Annotated in this window: 19 protein-coding genes; 14 read left to right on the forward strand and 5 right to left on the reverse strand. The window is 63.7% G+C overall.

Annotation, left to right across the window (positions count from 1 at the left end):
• Window positions 1-26: 26 nt before the first annotated feature.
• Window positions 27-1583 (reverse strand): tetratricopeptide repeat protein, encoded by a 1557-nt coding sequence (locus BUS12_RS02155; protein ID WP_074294029.1) that lies wholly within the window; start codon window positions 1581-1583, stop codon window positions 27-29.
• A 343-nt stretch (window positions 1584-1926) separates the two neighbouring features.
• On the opposite strand from BUS12_RS02155, the gene BUS12_RS02160 reads away from it, so the two are divergent.
• From BUS12_RS02160 to BUS12_RS02175, 4 genes are all read left to right on the forward strand, one after another.
• Window positions 1927-2241 carry a hypothetical protein gene (locus BUS12_RS02160; protein WP_074294030.1) on the forward strand — a complete coding sequence of 105 codons (315 nt, stop codon included), beginning with the start codon at window positions 1927-1929 and terminating at the stop codon, window positions 2239-2241.
• A gap of 148 nt (window positions 2242-2389) precedes the next feature.
• A complete protein-coding gene (locus BUS12_RS02165; protein WP_074294031.1) occupies window positions 2390-2605 on the forward strand; it encodes a hypothetical protein in 216 nt (71 codons plus the stop codon).
• Between the two features lie 46 nt (window positions 2606-2651).
• Window positions 2652-3344 carry a murein hydrolase activator EnvC family protein gene (locus BUS12_RS02170; protein WP_074294032.1) on the forward strand — a complete coding sequence of 231 codons (693 nt, stop codon included), beginning with the start codon at window positions 2652-2654 and terminating at the stop codon, window positions 3342-3344.
• A 141-nt stretch (window positions 3345-3485) separates the two neighbouring features.
• Window positions 3486-4007, forward strand: coding sequence for a septal ring lytic transglycosylase RlpA family protein (locus tag BUS12_RS02175; RefSeq protein WP_253189984.1), 522 nt, complete (start codon window positions 3486-3488; stop codon window positions 4005-4007).
• Between the two features lie 66 nt (window positions 4008-4073).
• On the opposite strand, the gene BUS12_RS02180 is transcribed toward BUS12_RS02175, so the two are convergent.
• The 3 genes from BUS12_RS02180 to BUS12_RS02190 form a co-directional block, all read right to left on the reverse strand.
• A complete protein-coding gene (locus BUS12_RS02180; RefSeq protein ID WP_074294034.1) occupies window positions 4074-4616 on the reverse strand; it encodes a hypothetical protein in 543 nt (180 codons plus the stop codon).
• Between the two features lie 278 nt (window positions 4617-4894).
• A complete protein-coding gene (locus BUS12_RS02185) occupies window positions 4895-5371 on the reverse strand; it encodes a hypothetical protein (RefSeq protein WP_074294035.1) in 477 nt (158 codons plus the stop codon).
• A 207-nt stretch (window positions 5372-5578) separates the two neighbouring features.
• Entirely contained in the window at window positions 5579-6367 is a 789-nt protein-coding gene (locus BUS12_RS02190; RefSeq protein ID WP_074296991.1) for an IclR family transcriptional regulator, read from the reverse strand.
• A 419-nt stretch (window positions 6368-6786) separates the two neighbouring features.
• On the opposite strand from BUS12_RS02190, the gene BUS12_RS02195 reads away from it, so the two are divergent.
• The 9 genes from BUS12_RS02195 to BUS12_RS02235 all read left to right on the forward strand — a co-directional run bounded on the left by BUS12_RS02195 (window position 6787) and on the right by BUS12_RS02235 (window position 15732).
• Window positions 6787-7743, forward strand: a complete 957-nt coding sequence (locus tag BUS12_RS02195) for a sugar ABC transporter substrate-binding protein (RefSeq protein WP_253190105.1) — start codon at window positions 6787-6789, stop codon at window positions 7741-7743.
• Complete coding sequence (locus tag BUS12_RS02200) at window positions 7740-9302, forward strand: sugar ABC transporter ATP-binding protein (protein ID WP_074294037.1); 1563 nt, start codon at window positions 7740-7742, stop codon at window positions 9300-9302. Before BUS12_RS02195 ends, BUS12_RS02200 begins: the two co-directional genes overlap by 4 nt.
• Window positions 9292-10335 carry an ABC transporter permease gene (locus tag BUS12_RS02205; RefSeq protein ID WP_074294038.1) on the forward strand — a complete coding sequence of 348 codons (1044 nt, stop codon included), beginning with the start codon at window positions 9292-9294 and terminating at the stop codon, window positions 10333-10335. The genes BUS12_RS02200 and BUS12_RS02205 overlap by 11 nt, the downstream gene beginning before the upstream one ends.
• A 25-nt stretch (window positions 10336-10360) precedes the next feature.
• On the forward strand, window positions 10361-10684 hold the full coding sequence (locus BUS12_RS02210; protein WP_143788239.1) for a UxaA family hydrolase: 324 nt from the start codon (window positions 10361-10363) through the stop codon (window positions 10682-10684).
• Between the two features lie 28 nt (window positions 10685-10712).
• Window positions 10713-12035 (forward strand): UxaA family hydrolase, encoded by a 1323-nt coding sequence (locus tag BUS12_RS02215; RefSeq protein ID WP_171991579.1) that lies wholly within the window; start codon window positions 10713-10715, stop codon window positions 12033-12035.
• A gap of 73 nt (window positions 12036-12108) precedes the next feature.
• Entirely contained in the window at window positions 12109-13149 is a 1041-nt protein-coding gene (locus BUS12_RS02220; protein WP_074294040.1) for an aldo/keto reductase, read from the forward strand.
• Between the two features lie 6 nt (window positions 13150-13155).
• Window positions 13156-13986: an amidohydrolase family protein gene (locus BUS12_RS02225; RefSeq protein ID WP_074294041.1), complete on the forward strand. Its 831-nt coding sequence runs from the start codon at window positions 13156-13158 to the stop codon at window positions 13984-13986.
• A gap of 65 nt (window positions 13987-14051) precedes the next feature.
• The gene (locus tag BUS12_RS02230) at window positions 14052-14795 is read left to right on the forward strand and encodes an SDR family oxidoreductase (protein ID WP_074294042.1); all 744 of its coding nucleotides are present in this window, start codon (window positions 14052-14054) and stop codon (window positions 14793-14795) included.
• An 88-nt stretch (window positions 14796-14883) separates the two neighbouring features.
• The gene (locus BUS12_RS02235) at window positions 14884-15732 is read left to right on the forward strand and encodes an ureidoglycolate lyase (protein WP_074294043.1); all 849 of its coding nucleotides are present in this window, start codon (window positions 14884-14886) and stop codon (window positions 15730-15732) included.
• Window positions 15733-15899: 167 nt separating this feature from the next.
• On the opposite strand, the gene BUS12_RS02240 is transcribed toward BUS12_RS02235, so the two are convergent.
• Complete coding sequence (locus BUS12_RS02240) at window positions 15900-16334, reverse strand: PaaI family thioesterase (RefSeq protein WP_074294044.1); 435 nt, start codon at window positions 16332-16334, stop codon at window positions 15900-15902.
• A 246-nt stretch (window positions 16335-16580) separates the two neighbouring features.
• Between BUS12_RS02240 and BUS12_RS02245 the strand changes: the two genes are divergently transcribed.
• Entirely contained in the window at window positions 16581-18209 is a 1629-nt protein-coding gene (locus tag BUS12_RS02245) for a methyl-accepting chemotaxis protein (protein WP_074296995.1), read from the forward strand.
• Window positions 18210-18245 lie beyond the last annotated feature (36 nt).

Genomic DNA, 18245 nt, shown 5'->3' on the forward strand with positions numbered 1-18245 from the left:
TCCACGGCACTAAAGGCACTACGGCACTACGGCGCAAATCGCTGCAGCAGCGCCGCCGATACGCGCGTCAGTACCTCTTGCCAGTCGCCCCGTCGCTGCTGGGTAAAGAGGCGCACGGTGGGATACCACGGGCTGTCATCCCGGTTGCGCAGCCAGCGCCAGCATCCGGCGAAGCGGTTGAGCAGCCAGACCGGCTTGCCCATGGCCGCCGCCAGGTGCGCCACCGAGGTATCCACGGAGATCACCAGGTCGAGGTTCTCGATCAGCGCGGCGGTATCTGCGAAGTCCGCGACTTCGTCCGTCCAGTCTGTCAAACCCAGGTGGCTCAGCGCGTCCGGACGCTTCGCCGGATCATCGCTCTTCTGCAAACTGATCCAGCGGATGTGCGGCAACGCGAGCAAGGGCGCGATTTGCGCGGACGTCAGGCTACGCATCTTGTCTTCCATCATGCCTGAATGGCCGCCCGCCCAGACCACGCCGACCTTGGGCAGCACGGGGCCGGGCAAAGCGGCGAGTTTTGCGCGCCACGAGGCGGCGCGAGTGGGATCGGCAAAGAGATAAGGCGTCGCGGCCGGGATGTTGTCCAGGCGGGTGCCGAACGCCATGGGCAGCGACATCATCGGACAGTACCAGTCCCACTCATCGAAACGCGGCATGCCTACATCAAGCATGACGAGGCCCGGCCAGCGCGAACACAGCGACTCTTCGTAGAGGCGACGCAAGCCGGGCGGGCAGACGTAGCCTACCTGCGAGAAACGCTGGAGCGCGAGAGGCAGGTAGCGGACAAACTGCAGGCTGTCGCCGTGACCTTGCTCTGGGATAACCAGCAGACGCGTTCCGCGTGTGGGGGTATCTGCTGAGCGAATGACCGACTCTGGACGTTCCCCCTTCCATTGCGGCAGCGGGATCTGCGGCCGCGCCGCTGGAGCGTGGCTTCCGTCGGCATTCGCAAAATTGGCCCAGCGGTCTTCGAACCGGGGCCATGCTTCTTCATAACGCCCCGTAGCCAGCAGAACCGTCGCGAGATGGGCGCGAGCGCTGAGGTAGTCCGGCGCAAGGGCAATGGCGTGCTGTAGGTGTCGCTCGGCCTCGTCCAGAGCGCCCAGACTCTTGACAACCACGCCCAGGTTGGTGAGCGCCTGTACGTTATCGGGAACGAGTTCGAGCAACTTGCGATAGCTGAGCGCTGCGTCGTCGAGGAACCCCTGCACGAACAGCGTGCCCGCCTCGTAGTAGCGCAGCGCGATCGAGTCGGGTTGCAGCGCAAGACCTTCCCTCGCTGATTGCAGCGCACCGGCATACGCGTTCAACTTGATCTGAACGACGCACAGTGTCAGGTAGAAATCCGCATGGGGATGCACCGCGATCGCGCGTTCAACCCAGCTTTGCGCGGCTTCGAACTGGTTCGAATCGAGCGCCAACAGTCCGCGCAAGTAAAGGGCGCCGGCACGCTCGGGATCTTGCTCGAGGATTCGTTCAACGGCGGCTTGCGCCGTGGCGATATCACCGGCCTGACGCGCGTCGTCCGCCTCGCGATACCAGGATTGAATGTCGTCAGACGGCGAGCGGAATGAGGTCGACATGGGAGATGCGCACGCGAGGATGGGTGTTTTATGGGGCGCCAATTATGCGTGCTCTGGGGCGGCGAGTCTGTAGGCCTATTCCGAAGCGTTCGATGCGAAAAAGCTGACTGCTGGCCAGGAGGCGACTGACTCGCGCGTCGGCTTCTCATGCCGCACCTTTGAGAATCCTCCGAGTGTTTGCGGCGGTCGTTTCCGCTATATTTTTTGGCTTCATTCAGCGATGCCCCGCGTGGCTCAAACGACCTGTTCAAGGCACGGCGCATCACCTGTCCAGTGCCCCGTTCAGTGTCATGGGGCACGTTCGCCTTGCTGAGCATATCAAAACGTTTCGACCGATATTCAAATGGATAACCTCGCCGTCTCCGACCAATTCATCAAATCGTTATTGTTCGCGTTTTTCCTGAGCGCCGTCGCCATCTTCGTTCTGCAATTGACCAATCTCATTGACCCGGACCACCTGGTGGGGCGTGAGGGAATGGCGTGGCTGGTCGCGACCGTCATCTGCACCACCGAGCCGCTGTTGCGTCATCACGGCGTTCTGAAGGGCGCCATTGAAAGCCGGATTGGCGAGTTCACCCAGGCAAGCGTACTGGGACGGGTGATTGGCGCGCCGGCGGGTTGTCTGTTCGCATGGGCCATCACGATTGTTGGGTCTTAAGCTGCGTTTTCGTGCAGAGTTGAAAAATATCGTCAAGGATTCCAGATTAAAGCGCAAATGGGTCAACGGCTTGCGCGGGAAGCCGTTAAACACACGACCGCTACCCGGTCGCCCACTCAATCATGGTTTTTTTCAGGACAGATAGACGATGAACAAGCAGATCACCATTGCCGCTCTCGCAGGGTTGTTTTCGCTCGGCGCGTTTGCCCAGGCATCCGCACCCACCGCAGCGCCCGCGCAGGAGCAGAGCGCAGCCCCGGCCGACGCAGCGTCCACGGCGAAGCATCACCACAAGCGTCACAAACATCACAAGCACCATGCGTCCGCGGCAGTGCCCGCCTCCGCACCGGCCATGAAGCCCTAAGTCTGGCGTCGGTTCGCGTCCGCGCTTCGCTAATCGAGAAAAGACCATGTACCTGCACGCTTCTACTCGCTGGCGGCTTCTGCTGCTCTGCGCCACGCTGACGACGTTCACGGGTTGCGTGAGTACGCATCGCCCGGTGGCGTCGCCCGAGGACACCGAGGCGCAATCGTTTCCCGTACCGATGGTGGAAGTGTCCTCCGTTTCGTCGGCGGATGGTGTGCCGTTGCCTGTCGAAGCAGGTTTTTACCGCGCCAACGCCGGTGATACCTTGGTCAGTATTGCGAAGTCTTCCGGACGCGCTCCGGCGAGCGCTAAACCCAATCCGGCTGTCAGCGTCAAGCGGAATCCCGCTCCTGCTTCGGCAGAGGCAAGCCGCTTCAAATGGCCGGTTTCCGGTGCCGTTGCCGCCAAATTCGCCGCGGGCCGCTCCAAGGGCGTCGAACTGGGTGGCCGTTTGGGCGACCCGGTCAAAGCTGCCGGAGGCGGCCGGGTGGTGTACTCGGGCGTTGGCGTCAAACCTTACGGCCGCTTGATTGTCATCAGGCACGACGACCATTTCGTGACCGCTTACGGCGGCCTTCGCAAGCTGCTGGTCGGGCAAGGCGCTGTCGTCAAACAAGGGCAAAGCATTGCCGAGATGGGAGCAGACACCAACGGCAATGGCTCCCTCAAGTTCGAAGTCCGCAAGGATGGCAAGCCGGTCGACCCGCTGATCTATCTGCCGAAACGCCAGGGCTAGGCGTTCGCGTCCGGCGTCGGCCGTAGTCGGGGGCTTGCCCCATCACCTGATCGTCTTGCGCTCGAGCGGCGCTGTCGAATTCATTTCATCAAGCAGATTGTTTTGAAAGCATTTCGTTTCTACCGAAACCTTGGAATTCTGTTGTCCTTAGCGTTACTGGCGGGTTGCATGCAGCCGCCGGGCATAACCGGGCAGGTTAGCTATGAGGCACCGCATAAGGAAGAATCAAGAGCCTTCACGGCGATTACGCCGTTTGGCACGGAGCACTCGCTGCTCCTATCGAGCCTGCCTGAGTTGCCGCGTCCGCAGACCGAAACCGCATCGTCGCGTGACGAGCGTGACGCCGCGTCGCGCTTCTGGCAATCCGGCATGGCGTCCTGGTATGGCAACCAGTTTCAGGGGCACCGCACCGCAAGCGGTGAGCGCTACAACCTGCACGCGTTGACCGCCGCACATCGGACCTTGCCGCTTGGCTCGTACGTACGGGTGACCGCCGTATCGAGTGCGCGCTCGGTGATCGTGCGGATCAACGACCGTGGACCTTATACGCGCGGGCGGGTGATCGATCTGTCCTATGCCGCGGCCGCGGCGCTTGATCTGCCACGCACCGGCACCCTGCTGGTCAAGATCGAGACCGTGGCAAAGCAGGAAACCGGCGCGTAGTGCGGACTGGTGGAGTTATTTCACCGCACGGACCGTGCGAACGGTGACGCTGCCGACAGCGCCGACTCAGGCGGCCAGCTTGGCCGCCGCCTCATCCACCTGGCCGCGCGTTACGGCCAATTCTTCGAGCCACGCATCGGCGTAGACCGCGCCCGTCTCACGTTCGAGACGCGCGATCGTCGCCGCGCAGCGCGTGGCGTCCTTCGGCGTCGCGATGAAGTCCTTCACCGACTGCCCTGCCTTGAACGCGTCGAACAGTGGCACGCGGATATCGTCCGGCAAAGCGCGCGTCCATTGGTACGGCTTGCCGTTGTAGGTGAACGACGGCGGCAGCACACGTTCCTTCTTCGCGGCCGGAATCAGGCCGTAGGTGCGTGCGGCTTCGCCGATCTGCTCCGGCGAAAACAGCTCGTCCGGGCTGATGTCGAACTGCTGGATATAGGCTTCCATGGCTTGCATGGCGGCGGCGCGATCGTCGCGCTTTTGCTGGGCGCGGGCCACGATGTCGCGCAGTTCGTCGGCTTCCTCGGGGGTGATCGTGAAGCTCGCCTGCTTCTGCTGGAGTTCGGAAAAACGCTGGAATTCGGAATCGGTCAGAAGTTTCGCCATGAGGTATCGAGAGCGCGCGCAGGAGGATGCCCACGCGGCGACATTTTTAAGAGGGTCGCCATTCTAAACCATGCAGGGGAGGAGGGAGCGCGAGCAGACGGTCAGGGTGATCTCACCCCGCTGTAGAAACGTGGCTAGCACGCGAGCCGCGTCCGTGCGGCGGGCAACTCGGCGGTGGCGTGGGGATGTAGCGTGTGTTGTAGCGTCAGGCGGTGGAAGCCTGATCCTGCATCCGGCCCATCAGGCGCGGATGCAGGAGGATGGCAGTGCGTCAGGTCTTACTGACAGGCCTTGCCGGCGTCGGCGTGGTAGCCCTTGGCTTTTGCATCCGCTTCGGTCATGTACGCGCCATGCTTGGTCTTGCCGTAGTACTTGTCGGTCGGGCAGTGATAGACCTTCGTGCTGGTGTTGACCCAAACCTGGCCGGGACCGCCGCCGGGCGCCGGCTTGGCGCTGCTGGCCGCAGCCGGTGCCATCGCGGGTGCCGGTTTGGCGTTGCTAGCCGCTGCCGGTGCGGCCGTGGTGGCGGCTGTCGCGGGAGCGCCGGATGCCGCAGCGGCCGCCGAGGCGCCGTACCAGGTCTTGAGACCCTTATGGCCGGCGCAGGCGCCCTTCTTCGTGGCTCCCGAGTAGAACGAGCCGTCCTTGCATAGCCCTGTCGATCCGCTTGGCGCGCTCGCCGGAACCTGCGCGTAGCTCGCGGTCGCTGCGAGCAGCCCGGCCACGGCGGCCATAGAGAGGAGTAGCTGTTTCATGGTGTGGATCCTGTGGATCTGCCGCGGGGTCGCCGCGTTCATCGGGGGACGCAGACAATACGGCCTGCTAAATGGCCGGCTCGCTGCGATTCTTGTGCGCGTCAAGGCGCACTCCTGATAAAACGCGGGACCTCGGTGTTCGGCTGACGTGCGGCACACCTGACATTGTCAATTATTGCAAAGCGGAAAACGGCCGAGCAACGAGCACTAGCTCGCCTCCTCGCGAAACATCGACAACGCCTCGACCGTTTCCCGCAACTGCGCGGTCACCGCATCGAGAGTCGGCGCGACGTATTCGTCAATGCGCCGCAAGTATGGACACGTCAACGCGGCGATCGCCTGGCCGGATGGCCCGAGCAGCGGGAAGGTCAGATCCGTGACGCCGAAAATCTGCTGGCTGTCTTTCTGCGAAAAGCCGGCGGTGCGGATTTGTTCGCAGGTCTGTTCGAGTGCGTCGCGGTCGATTGTCACCTCGCCCTTCACCTTGGTATGTTCCGCGAGCATGTGAGCGCGCTGCTCGGCGGTCTGAAACGCCAGCATGACGCGGCCCGAACCGGTATCGATCAACCCGACCCGCGAGCCGAGCCGCACGGCCATCCCCCACGTGCCGGGGCCGTCGACCTGGGCGATCACCAGCAGATTGCCACGGTCGTAGACCGCCAGATGACACGACTGCTCAGCGCGGTCCGAAAACCGCTGCATGAGCGGCAGGGCTTCGGCGATCAGCCGGTTCATCGGCGGATGGCGATGCGCCAGCGCATACAACTTCAGACTCAGCGAATAACGATCGCCTGCCGCCGAGCGCACCACGTATTGGCGCGCAACCAGACGCTCGAGCATCCGGTACATCTCGCTCGCGTTGCGCCCTAACAGCTTGGTGATTTCGGCGCGCGTCAGCCCGTCCTTCTGCTCGGCAAGCAGTTCGAGGATATCGAGGCCTTTGTCCAGCGCAGGTGCGCGGTAACGGTCGGCGTCGTCTCTTTCTTCCGCATCCATCATGAGTAGGTTCCGGTCCCATGCAGTCGTATGGCTGTCCCATGCACGGCTGTGCAGGCCCCATTGTTATCCGGCGCGTGAGTGTAGAGCGTAGCGGACCGCACGTGGCCAGGGAAAGTACGGACGGATGGTGCAGTGCACAGTCCTTGACTTAGAAAAGTCCGTATATGAATAATACGTTCATTGGTGAATTGACGCACACCAATATTCATAAGAAAGCGCAGGACGACGTTCCGGCTCCCCTCGGAACCGGTTCAGCTAGTTCAACAACGCATGGGACCGGAGCAGGTGTTGAAGCACCCACCCGGTCGAAAGGAGACAAAGTCATGACGTTCGCAAAAGGGCCGCACGCGGCCCGCCGTTTCATCCAGAGCGCTTTATCCGTCGGGGTCGCCGCCGCATGTGTGGCCGGCCTTGCGATGAGTGGCGCCGCCCGCGCCGCCGATACCGGCAAGATCGGTCTCGGTCTGCCGTTGCTGACCTCGCCGTTCTGGCAGTCGTACAACAACTACCTGCCGGTGTACGCGAAGCAGATGGGTCTCGACATCCTCGCGCCCGTCAACTCGAACGGTGACCCTGCGCAGCAGATCACTGATATGAACAACATCCTCAACCTGGGCGCGAAGGGCATCGTCGTCGGGCCGCTGGATTCGGCCGCGATCAGCCGCGCGCTGGATTCCGCCTCGGCCAGGAACGTCCCGGTGGTGGCCGTGGACGTGGCGCCGACGCAAGGCAAGGTGGCCATGGTGGTGCGCGCCGACAACCACGCCTACGGCGAGATGGCCTGCAAGTACATCGGCGAGCACGTGAAGTCCGGCAAGGTGGTGCAGATCATGGGCGATCTGGCATCGGTGAACGGACGTGACCGTTCGGAAGCGTTCCGCGCCTGCCTGAAGCACTATCCGGCGCTGTCGCTGCTGGAGATCCCGGCTGCCTGGAAGGGCGACGTCGCCGCGACCGCGCTCGACAGCCTGCTGACCGCCAACCCGGATGTGAAGGCCATCTACATGCAAGCGGGCGGGGTCTACCTGTCGCCGACGCTGCAGACGCTGCGCCGCAAGCAGATGCTGTTTCCGGTGGGCGATGCGAAACACGTCGTGATCGTCAGTAACGATGGCATTCCGCAGGAATTCGACGCGATCCGCAAGGGCGAGATCGACGCGACAGTCTCGCAACCGGCTGACCTGTACGCGAAGTACGGCCTGTACTACATCAAGGCCGCACTCGCCGGACAGACCTTCAAGCCGGGTCCGACCGATCACGGCAGCACGATCATCCAGATCGCGCCGGGCATGCTGGAAGATCAGTTGCCTGCGCCGCTCGTGACGAAGGCGAATGTCGACGACAAGAACCTGTGGGGCAACACGGTCAAATGAGCGAGCCCCTGCACACGCCTGGCATTGCGGCAACAGAAACAGCAACGGCCGGGGCCGCGGCTGCGGTCGTCGAAGCCTTGGACGTCACCAAGCGCTTCGGCTCCTACGCCGCATTGAACGACGTGAGCATCCGCGTGATGGCGGGCGAGTCGCATGCACTCGTCGGGCGCAACGGGGCCGGTAAATCGACGCTGGTGTCGATTCTCACCGGCCTGCGCAAGCCCGACACCGGCGAAGTGCGCTTCGGCGGCATGCCCGCGCCGTCGCTCGCCGACCGCGACGCATGGCGCGAACGCGTGGCCTGCGTCTATCAGCATTCGACCATCATCCGCGATCTGAGCGTCGCGGAGAATCTGTTCATCAACCGTCAGCCTGAGCGGCGCGGCATGATCGACTGGCAAGCCATGCGCCGCGATGCGCGTGAATTGCTCGACCACTGGAAGATCGACGTGCGCGAAGATGCCCGCGCCGGCGATCTGAGCGTCGAGGCGCGTCAGTTGGTGGAGATTGCGCGAGCGCTGTCGTATGGCGCGCGCTTCATCATTCTCGACGAGCCCACTGCCCAACTCGACGGCGACGAAATCAAACGGCTGTTTCGCCGCATCACGGAGCTGCAGCGTGAAGGCGTGACGTTTCTGTTTATCTCGCACCATCTGCAGGAGGTGTACGAGATCTGCCAGGCCGTGACGGTGCTGCGCGATGCGCGGCATATCGTCAGCGCGCCGGTGTCTGCGTTGCCGCGCGAGCAGTTGATCGAAGCGATGACCGGCGAACGCGGCGGCCTCGCCGTTGCCGACGCCGCCGCCCGCGCGCCGCTGCCCGCCGGTACGAAAGTGGCGCTGGAAGTCGCCGGTCTGGGCGGCGCGGACTATGAAGACGTGTCGTTCACGGTGAAACGCGGCGAGGTCATCGGTCTGACGGGAGCCACGAGCAGCGGCCGCACCAGCGTCGCGGAGGCGATTGCCGGTCTGCGCTCGCCGAAGCGCGGCGACATCCGCGTGGCCGGCCAATCCTTGCCGCGCGGCGATGTGCCCGCGGCGCTGGCAGCCGGCATCGGCTGCGTGCCGAAAGACCGCCATCACGAAGGCCTTGTGCTGACGCAATCGGTGGCGGAAAACGCCTCCATGACGATCACGCGTCTGCTCGGCAAGTTCGGTCTCACGCCGCCCGCGAAAAAGAACGCCTTCGGCCGCAAGATGATCGACGCGCTCGGCATCGTGGCGCCGGGGCCGGAGCACGTGGTGTCGGGCCTGTCCGGCGGCAACCAGCAAAAAGTGGTGATGGCGCGCGCGTTGGCGACCGATCCGAACGTCCTCATCCTGATCGACCCGACTGCGGGCGTCGACGTCAAATCGAAAGAAGCGCTGCTGTCCGTGGTGGACCGTGTGCGCGAAGAAGGCAAGGCGGTGCTGGTGGTCTCTGGCGAACTGGACGACCTGCGCACCTGTGACCGTGTGCTGGTCATGTTCCGTGGCCGCATCGCGGCCGAATTCCCCGCGGGTTGGCAGGACCACGACCTGATCGCATCCGTTGAAGGAGTCAGTCTCCATGAAGAATAGTGTGCCAAGCCCTGCATTCGGCGCGGCCCAAGGACAGGTTGGTGCGCAGGCCGCGCAGCGCGGCCGGGTGCGGATCGAATTCGCGCGGCTGCGCGACCTCGCCCTGGTGCCCGCGCTTGCCCTGTTGATTGTGATCGGCGCATTTGTCAGCCCGAGCTTTCTGACCAAGGCGAACCTGATCAGCGTGCTCGGTGCGTCCGCGGCGCTCGCGCTGGTGGTGCTCGCCGAATCGCTGATCGTGCTGACCGGCAAGTTCGATCTGTCGCTCGAGTCCACGGTGGGGATTGCGCCTGCGGTCGGCGCGATGCTGGTGATGCCGGCCGCCTCCGCGGGCTTTGGCTGGCAATGGCCCGCTGCGGCGGGTTTGCTGGCGATTCTCGTAGTCGGCGCGGTGATCGGTTTTATCAACGGCTTTCTGGTGGTCCGCTTACGCCTGAACGCCTTCATCGTCACGCTCGCCATGCTGATTGTGCTGCGCGGCATGCTGGTGGGCGCGACCAAGGGCGGCACGCTGTTCGATATGCCGTCGTCGTTCTTCACGCTCGCTACGACGATTGTCCTTGGGCTGCCGTTGTCGGTGTGGCTCGCGGCGGTGGCATTCGCGGTGGCCGCTTTTATGCTTCGCTACCATCGGCTTGGGCGCGCGCTGTATGCGATCGGCGGTAATCCCGAAGCGGCGCGCGCCGCCGGGATTCGCGTCGAGCGTATTACGTGGGGCGTGTTCGTGCTCGGCAGCGTGCTCGCTTCGCTTGGCGGCCTGATCGTCACCGGCTATGTGGGTGCGATCAACGCGAATCAGGGCAACGGCATGATCTTCACGGTGTTCGCGGCTGCGGTGATCGGCGGCATTTCGCTCGACGGCGGCAAGGGCACCATGCTCGGTGCGCTTTCCGGTGTGTTGCTGCTCGGTGTGGTGCAGAATCTGTTAACACTGGCACAGGTGCCGTCGTTCTGGATTCAGGCCATCTACGGCGCGATCATCCTTGGCTCGCTGATGGTGGCACGCCTCGCAAGCGGCGAAGGCCAGAATTGAACGCACACGTTCACGGAGACGTATCTTGAGCAGCCCATTGCATACCGATGTCCGCCTGATCCTGCTCAGTCCGCAGGACAACTGTCTGATTGCGGCGGCGCGGCTCGAAGCCGGTACCGAAGTCGAGATTGAAGGCGAGCGCGTCACGCTCAGCAAGGCGATCGATCTGGGCCACAAGGTTGCGCGCGGCGCGTTGGCCAAAGACGACAAGGTGCTGCGCTATGGCGCGGTGATCGGCCACGTGACAGAAGCCGTCGCGCGCGGCGAGCATCTGCACACCCACAACCTCGAAAGCGACTACCTGCCCACGTACACCCACGATGCGGGCCACGAATTCGTGCATCATTGACGCGGTGTGATACCGCGCTGGAACGATCATGACTGACACTTCCGAAGCAACGATCTCCTCAACCGCCGGCTTGCAACCCGTGCTGCAAGGCTTTTTACGCAGCGACGGGCGTAAAGGCATCCGCAATGTGGTCGCGGTGGCGTACCTCGTCGAATGCGCGCATCACGTCGCTCGCGAGATCGTCACGCAGTTCCGCGAGCCGCTCGACGCGTTCGACGACCCCACAGCAGAACGCGAACCGGCCGTGCACCTGATCGGCTTCCCTGGGTGCTATCCCAACGGCTACGCGGAGAAGATGCTCGAACAGCTCACCACGCATCCCAATGTGGGGGCGGTGCTGTTCGTATCGCTCGGCTGCGAGAGCATGAACAAGCACTACCTGGTCGACGTGGTGCGCGCAACCGGTCGACCTGTCGAAGTCCTGACGATCCAGGAAAAGGGCGGCACACGCAGCACGATTCAGTACGGCGTGGACTGGGTACGCGATGCGCGCAAGCAACTGGCGGCACAACAGCGCGTGCCGATGGGGCTCGACGAACTGGTGATCGGCACGATCTGCGGCGGCTCGGACGGCACCAGCGGCATCACCGCGAATCCGGCGGTGGGCCGCGCGTTCGATCATCTGATCGAGGCCGGCGCCACCTGCATCTTCGAAGAAACGGGCGAGCTGGTCGGCTGCGAGTTTCATATGAAAACGCGCGCGGCGCGGCCCGAACTCGGCGACGAGATCGTCGCCTGCGTGGCCAAGGCAGCGCGCTATTACTCGATTCTCGGTCACGGCAGTTTTGCGGTGGGCAATGCCGACGGCGGCCTGACCACGCAGGAAGAAAAATCGCTTGGCGCCTATGCGAAAAGCGGGGCGTCGCCGATTGTCGGCATCATCAAACCGGGCGATGTGCCGCCGACCGGCGGCCTCTATCTGCTCGACGTCGTGCCGGACGGTGAACCGCGTTTCGGTTTTCCGAACATCAGCGACAACGCGGAAATCGGCGAGCTGATCGCGTGCGGCGCGCATGTGATCCTGTTCACGACCGGACGCGGTTCGGTGGTCGGCTCGGCCATTTCGCCCGTCATCAAGGTGTGCGCGAATCCGGCCACTTATCGCAATCTCGCCGGCGATATGGATGTCGACGCCGGCCGGATTCTCGAAGGCCGCGGCACGCTGGAAGAGGTGGGCCGCGAAGTGTTCGATCAGACGCTGGCGGTGGCGCAGGGCGCGGCGTCGAAATCGGAGACGCTCGGGCACCAGGAGTTTATTCTTACGTATAAGACCTTCGAACCGGTCGGGCCGTCGTGCCTGCCTTCGGGCGCCGCGCCGAGGCATCGGGTGGTTGAGGTCGCTTCGCATTGATCGACGCCATGGCGTTGAATGGCCCGTTACGCGCGGCGTGAGACCGCGCGGGATCGACACAGGAGACTTCGGCATGACAGAGGCGATTCGTTCAAAAGTCAGCCAGCGCCGCACGATCGGCCGGCGCGGCTTGCAAGTCACAGGACTGGGTCTGGGCACCGCGCCGCTTGGCGGTCTGTACAACGATCTGTCCGAGGAAGAAGCGCTGGCCACGGTGGCCGCCGCCTTCGAGGCAGGGGTGCGCTTTTTCGACACGGCGCCGCACTACGGCCATACGAAAGCCGAGCACCGTCTGGGCGACGCGCTACGCCGCTATCCGCGCGATCAATACGGACTGTCGACCAAAACCGGCCGGCATTTCGTGCCGCGCACCACGCCCTACGACGGTAGCGAGGGCTGGCAAAATCCTCTGCCGTTCGAGGCAATCTTCGACTACACGCACGACGGCATCCTGCGGTCGTTTGAGGACAGCCAGCAGCGGCTCGGCATCGTCGAGATCGACATTCTGCTGATCCACGATATTGGCCGTGTCACGCATGGCGAGAAAAATCCGCACTACTGGAAGCAACTCACGGACGGCGGCGGTTTTCGCGCGCTCGACGAATTGCGCTCGGCGGGCGTGGTGAAGGCCGTCGGTCTAGGGGTTAACGAAGGGGCGGCGATTCTCGAGGTGATGGCCGCGTTCGACATTGACTGCGCGCTGCTCGCAGGCCGCTATACGCTGCTTGAGCAGGCCACGCTCGACGACCTGCTGCCCGCGTGCGAAGCGCGCGGCGTGAGCATTCTGCTGGGCGGCGCATTCAACTCGGGGATCCTGGCGCGTGGCGTGCAAGGCGACCTGAAGTTCAACTATGTTGCCGCGCCCAAAGAGGTGATCGAACGCGTGGCTCGACTGGAAGCGGTATGCCGCGAGCACGATGTGCCGCTGGCGGCCGCTGCGTTGCAGTTCCCGTATGCCCACCCGGCCGTTGCAACGGTGTTGACCGGCGCGCGCAGTGTTGGAGAGTTGCGCGAGAACGTCGCATCGTTCGAGCGTCCGATTCCTGCGGAGTTGTGGACGGCATTGCGCGACAAAGGTCTGCTGGATCCGCGAGCGCCAGTGCCGAAGGATTGACGGACCATGCACATCGATGCGCACCAGCATTACTGGGACCCGGCTCGTGGCGACTACGGCTGGCTGACGCCGGACCTGAAGCCGATGTACCGGATCTTCGGGCCGGCCGATCTCGCACCGCTGCGCGAGCGCGCCGATGTGCAGCGTACGGTGGTGGTGCAGGCGGCGCCCACGGTCGAGGAAAGCCGCTATCTGCTGGAACTTGCGCAGGGCGATGCATCCATTGCGGGGGTGGTCGGTTGGGTGCCGATGCTCTTGGGCGACGCGCCCGCTCTGATCGCCGAGCTCGCACGTCATCCGCAATTCAAGGGCATTCGCCCGATGCTGCAGGACATCCCCGACGACAACTGGATCGCCAATCCTGACCTCACGCCCGCCGTCGAAGCGCTGATTGCGCACGACCTCGCTTTCGATGCGCTGATTTTCACGCGCCACGTCGACGCCTTCGAAACCTTCGCCAAACGCTTTCCGACGCTGCGTATCGTGATCGATCACGGCGCGAAGCCGCCGATCCGCGACGGCCGCAGCGGCTGGCAAAGCTGGGCAGACGGCATCACGCGTCTGGCGAGTCTGCCGCATGTACATTGCAAGCTCTCGGGACTCGCGACCGAGGCCGCACCCGGCTGGACCGAAGCGACGCTGCAGCCGTATGTCGATCATCTGCTGCAGTCGTTCGGCCCGGCGCGTTTGATGTGGGGCAGCGACTGGCCGGTGCTCAACCTGAACGGCGATTACCTGCTGTGGCATTCGGTGGCGAACACCTTGCTCGCCGGGCTGTCCGACGGGGAGCGCGACGCGGTGTTCGGGGCGAATGCCGTCGCGTTCTATCGCCTGTGAGACGGGCGCGCATTGCAATACCCGATATGACGCAACTGCCATTTCCATTTCGACTGGAGCCGTAGATGACACAAAGACTGGCCGGGAAGACGGCCCTGATTACCGCCGCCGGACAAGGTATCGGTCTCGCGACCGCCGAGTTGTTCGCGCGCGAAGGCGCGCGCGTGATTGCGACCGACATCCGCATCGATTCGCTCGCTGGCAAACCGGTCGAAGCGCGCAAGCTCGACGTGCGCGACAGCGCTGCGATCCACGCGCTTGCCGCCGAGATCGGTGCGATCGACGTGCTGTTCAACTGCGCAGGCTACGTGCACGCCGGTTCGATTCTCGAAGCGACGGAAGAAGATTGGGACTTCGCGTTCGATCTGAACGCGAAAGCGATGTACCGGACCATTCGCGCGTTTTTGCCGGCCATGCTGGAGAAGGGCGGTGGGTCGATCATCAATATGTCGTCGGCGGCATCGAGCGTGAAGGGCGTGCCGAACCGCTTCGTTTACGGTGCGTCCAAGGCCGCTGTGATCGGCTTGACGAAGGCCGTCGCTGCAGACTTCATCACACGTGGTGTACGCTGTAACGCGATCTGCCCGGGCACGGTGGCTTCGCCGTCGCTCGAACAGCGGATCGCGGCACAGGCTCAGACGCAAGGTGCCACCGTCGACGCAGTGCAGGCGGCCTTTGTCGCCCGCCAGCCGATGGGCCGCATCGGCAAGCCCGAAGAGATCGCGGCACTGGCGCTGTATCTGGCCTCCGACGAGTCGGCGTTCACCACCGGCCACGCGCATGTAATCGACGGCGGCTGGTCGAACTAGTCGGCAGGGCGCAGTGCATGCGTGGTGCACGAGCAAGGACTCGCCTGTTTTTTCACTGGACACTCTGGATTGAAAGGGAAGTGCAACGATGAAACTGCTTCGTTATGGACCGAAAGGTCAGGAAAAGCCCGGCCTGCTCGACGCGCAAGGCAAGATTCGCGATCTGTCGGGCGTAGTGGGCGATATCGACGGCGCCGCGCTGAGCGATGCCAGCCTCGCCAAACTGCGCGCGCTCGATCCGGCCTCGCTGCCGGTGGTCGAGGGTAATCCGCGCCTGGGGCCGGCTGTCGGCAAGATCGGCAAGTTCATCTGCATCGGCTTGAACTACGCGGATCACGCGGCGGAATCGAATCTGCCCGTGCCGACCGAACCGGTGGTGTTCAACAAGTGGAATAGCGCGATCAGCGGCCCGAACGACAACGTCGAAATCCCGCGCGGCTCGAAGAAGACCGACTGGGAAGTCGAGCTCGGCGTGGTGATCGGCAAGCCGGCCAAGTACATCGACGAAGCCAACGCGCTCGATTACGTCGCCGGCTATTGCGTGATCAACGACGTCTCCGAACGCGAATGGCAGATCGAGCGCGGCGGCACGTGGGACAAGGGCAAGGGTTTCGACACCTTCGGCCCGATCGGCCCGTGGGTGGTCACGCGCGACGAAGTGGCCGATCCGCAGAACCTGAACCTGTGGCTCGAAGTGGACGGCCATCGCTATCAGAACGGCAACACGAAGACGATGGTGTTCGGTGTGGCGAAGCTGGTGTCGTATCTGTCGACCTGCATGAGCCTGCAACCGGGCGACGTGATTTCGACCGGCACGCCGCCGGGTGTCGGCATGGGCGTGAAACCGAATCCGATCTACCTGAAGCCGGGCCAGACGATTCGCCTCGGCATCGAAGGGCTGGGCGAGCAGCAGCAGAAGACTTACGCGGCTGAGTAACGCCGCAGCGCTTGCGGCGGCGCCTGGTGCGTCGTAAGCGCTACGCCTGAACGTAGGCCGTTCCTGTTTTTGCGGGAGCGGCCTTGTTTATTGTGCGGCGTCGATCCTTGGCGTGGCTCAGCGCGAGCCGTGCGCCATTGCTGACCGGCGACGTGGTCCGCCGGCCCTCAACTTGCCGCCACGCTCTCGCCGCCGTCACCAATCCGGTTGATGGTCCCCTGTGCGACGGCGACAAGCCGCTCGCGGTCGCCGTCCATCACGAAGATATTGCATTGACAGGTCGCCTGGTGCCGTCCGGCGTAGACGACCTGCGCCCGCGCCACCAGTGTGCCGTTCATGGCAGGCCGCAGATAGTTGATCTTGTATTCGCCCGTGACGACGCGCGGCCCAAGCGCCAGCGCGCCGGCGAAGGTGAGCGCATTGTCGGCAAGATAACTGATCACTCCCCCGTGGACGAAGCCGTGCTGTTGCCGCAACTCGTCGCGAATCGGCAGGCATAGCGTCAGCTCGTTGGTGCTCGTGTGCATCAGTTCGGCGCCAAGCAGCATGCTGAACGGCTGGGCATGCAGCGCGCCGCGCGCCCGGTCCAGTAGATCGGTCATTATCGAGTCCTTCGGGGATGAAACCCGTGGTGGCGTCCCTACCCACTCTAGGAAGCGCCAACGCGCCGCGTCAAGGTGAATCGCAAAAATGACATCAGCACTATTGCGTAAAACGGCGCAAATAGAGGGGATGCACGACGAAAGCGTGTGAAAGGCAGCTTTTTCGGCACTTTTCTCAAGAGAACGTCTGCGTTGCCGTAAACACGCCCGTAGCTCCCGTCATTCATTGCAATTCAGGTGTTCAAGATGTTTAGCAAGATCAAGGTCGCATCCGGCCTGTTGTGTGTGTTGGCTGCTTTCTGTGTGCTGCAACTGGTGACGGAAGGGTTGGGGTTCTGGTCGCTGACCCGCACTCACGATGACGTCGGCGATCTGTCGAACGTGGCAATGACGCAGGTCGATGCGGTGAACCGCACCACCCAGGCGCTGATGGACGCGCGTATCAACCTGTCGCGCGCCGGTACGCGGATGGTGAAGGGCGGCGCCGAACCGGCCGAGATCGTCCAGCACGCGCGCGATCAACTGGCCGCGGCGGATCAGTCCTTCGCGGCTTTCTCGAACGCCCCCAAGACCAGCGACGAAAACAGCGCCCGCGCGGCCGCGCTCGCCGATCGCTATCAGAAGCTGCATTCGGCGCTGGGCGAACTGGCGCAAGACCTGGACGCGGGCAATATTCAGGCTTTCCTCGATCAGCCGACCCAATCCTTCCAGGACGCCTATCTCACCGAGTTGCATAACTTCGTACAGTTCGGCGACGCCGCGGGCCGGGCCTCGCTCGATTCGATCGATAGCCGCCTCGCGCTGTTCCGTACCGTGGGCATCGTAATCCTGCTGTTGCTGCTGGCCGGCACGATTGCCGTTTACGTGGGGTTGAAGCGCGGCGTAGTTGCACCGCTTGAAGAGGCGGGACGTCACTTCGACCGCATCGCACAAGGCCGGCTCGACCAACCCATCGCATCACGCGGCACGAACGAAATCGGTCATCTGTTCTCGGGGCTGGCACGCATGCAGGCGAGCGTGGCGCGCACGGTGAAGACGGTGCGCGAATCGGCCGATTCGATTCACCTGGGCGCGGACGAAATTGCCACGGGTAACGCGGATCTGTCCGCACGCACGGAGAATCAGGCCGCTTCGCTCGAAGAAACCGCCTCGAGCATGGAGGAACTGACCGCGACCGTGCGTCAGAACGCCGATCACGCCCGCGAGGCGAACGCGCTGGCGCAGACCGCTTTGGACGCTACCTCGCGCGGCAGCGAAGTGGTCAACCAGGTGGTCGAGAAGATGCACGGCATCGCGCAAAGCTCGGACAAGATCGCCGAGATCATCTCGGTGATCGACGGCATTGCCTTCCAGACCAACATCCTCGCGCTGAACGCGGCCGTCGAAGCGGCGCGTGCGGGCGAGCAAGGCCGTGGCTTCGCGGTGGTGGCCGGCGAGGTGCGCGGGCTGGCGCAGCGCAGCGCGCAGTCGGCCAAGGAGATCAAGACGCTGATCAGCGAATCGGTTGCGGAGATCAAGGGCGGCTCGACGCTCGTCGAGCATGCCGGCGACGCCATGCGCAACGTCTCGGCGTCGATCTCGCGCGTCACGCAGATGATGACGGAGATCAGCGCGTCGTCGCTCGAACAGAGTACGGGCATCGAGCAGGTGAATCAGGCCGTGGTGCAGATGGACGAGATGACGCAGCAGAACGCGGCACTCGTCGAAGAGGCGGCCGCGGCTGCGTCTTCGCTGCATCAACAGACCCAGCAGTTGAAGGACGCCGTCTCGGTGTTCGAGATTTCCGATGCGGTGTTGAGGACGCAGCTGTTCGGTGCGGTCAATCCGCATGAGCAGGAGTTTTCGCTGAGCGCCGGACCTGCTGCCTGGCGCTAGAGGGTAGCGGGTAGCGGGTAGCCGCCGAGGCGGCAA

This window comes from Paraburkholderia phenazinium (assembly GCF_900142845.1).
Classification (GTDB): Bacteria; Pseudomonadota; Gammaproteobacteria; order Burkholderiales; family Burkholderiaceae; genus Paraburkholderia; species Paraburkholderia phenazinium_A.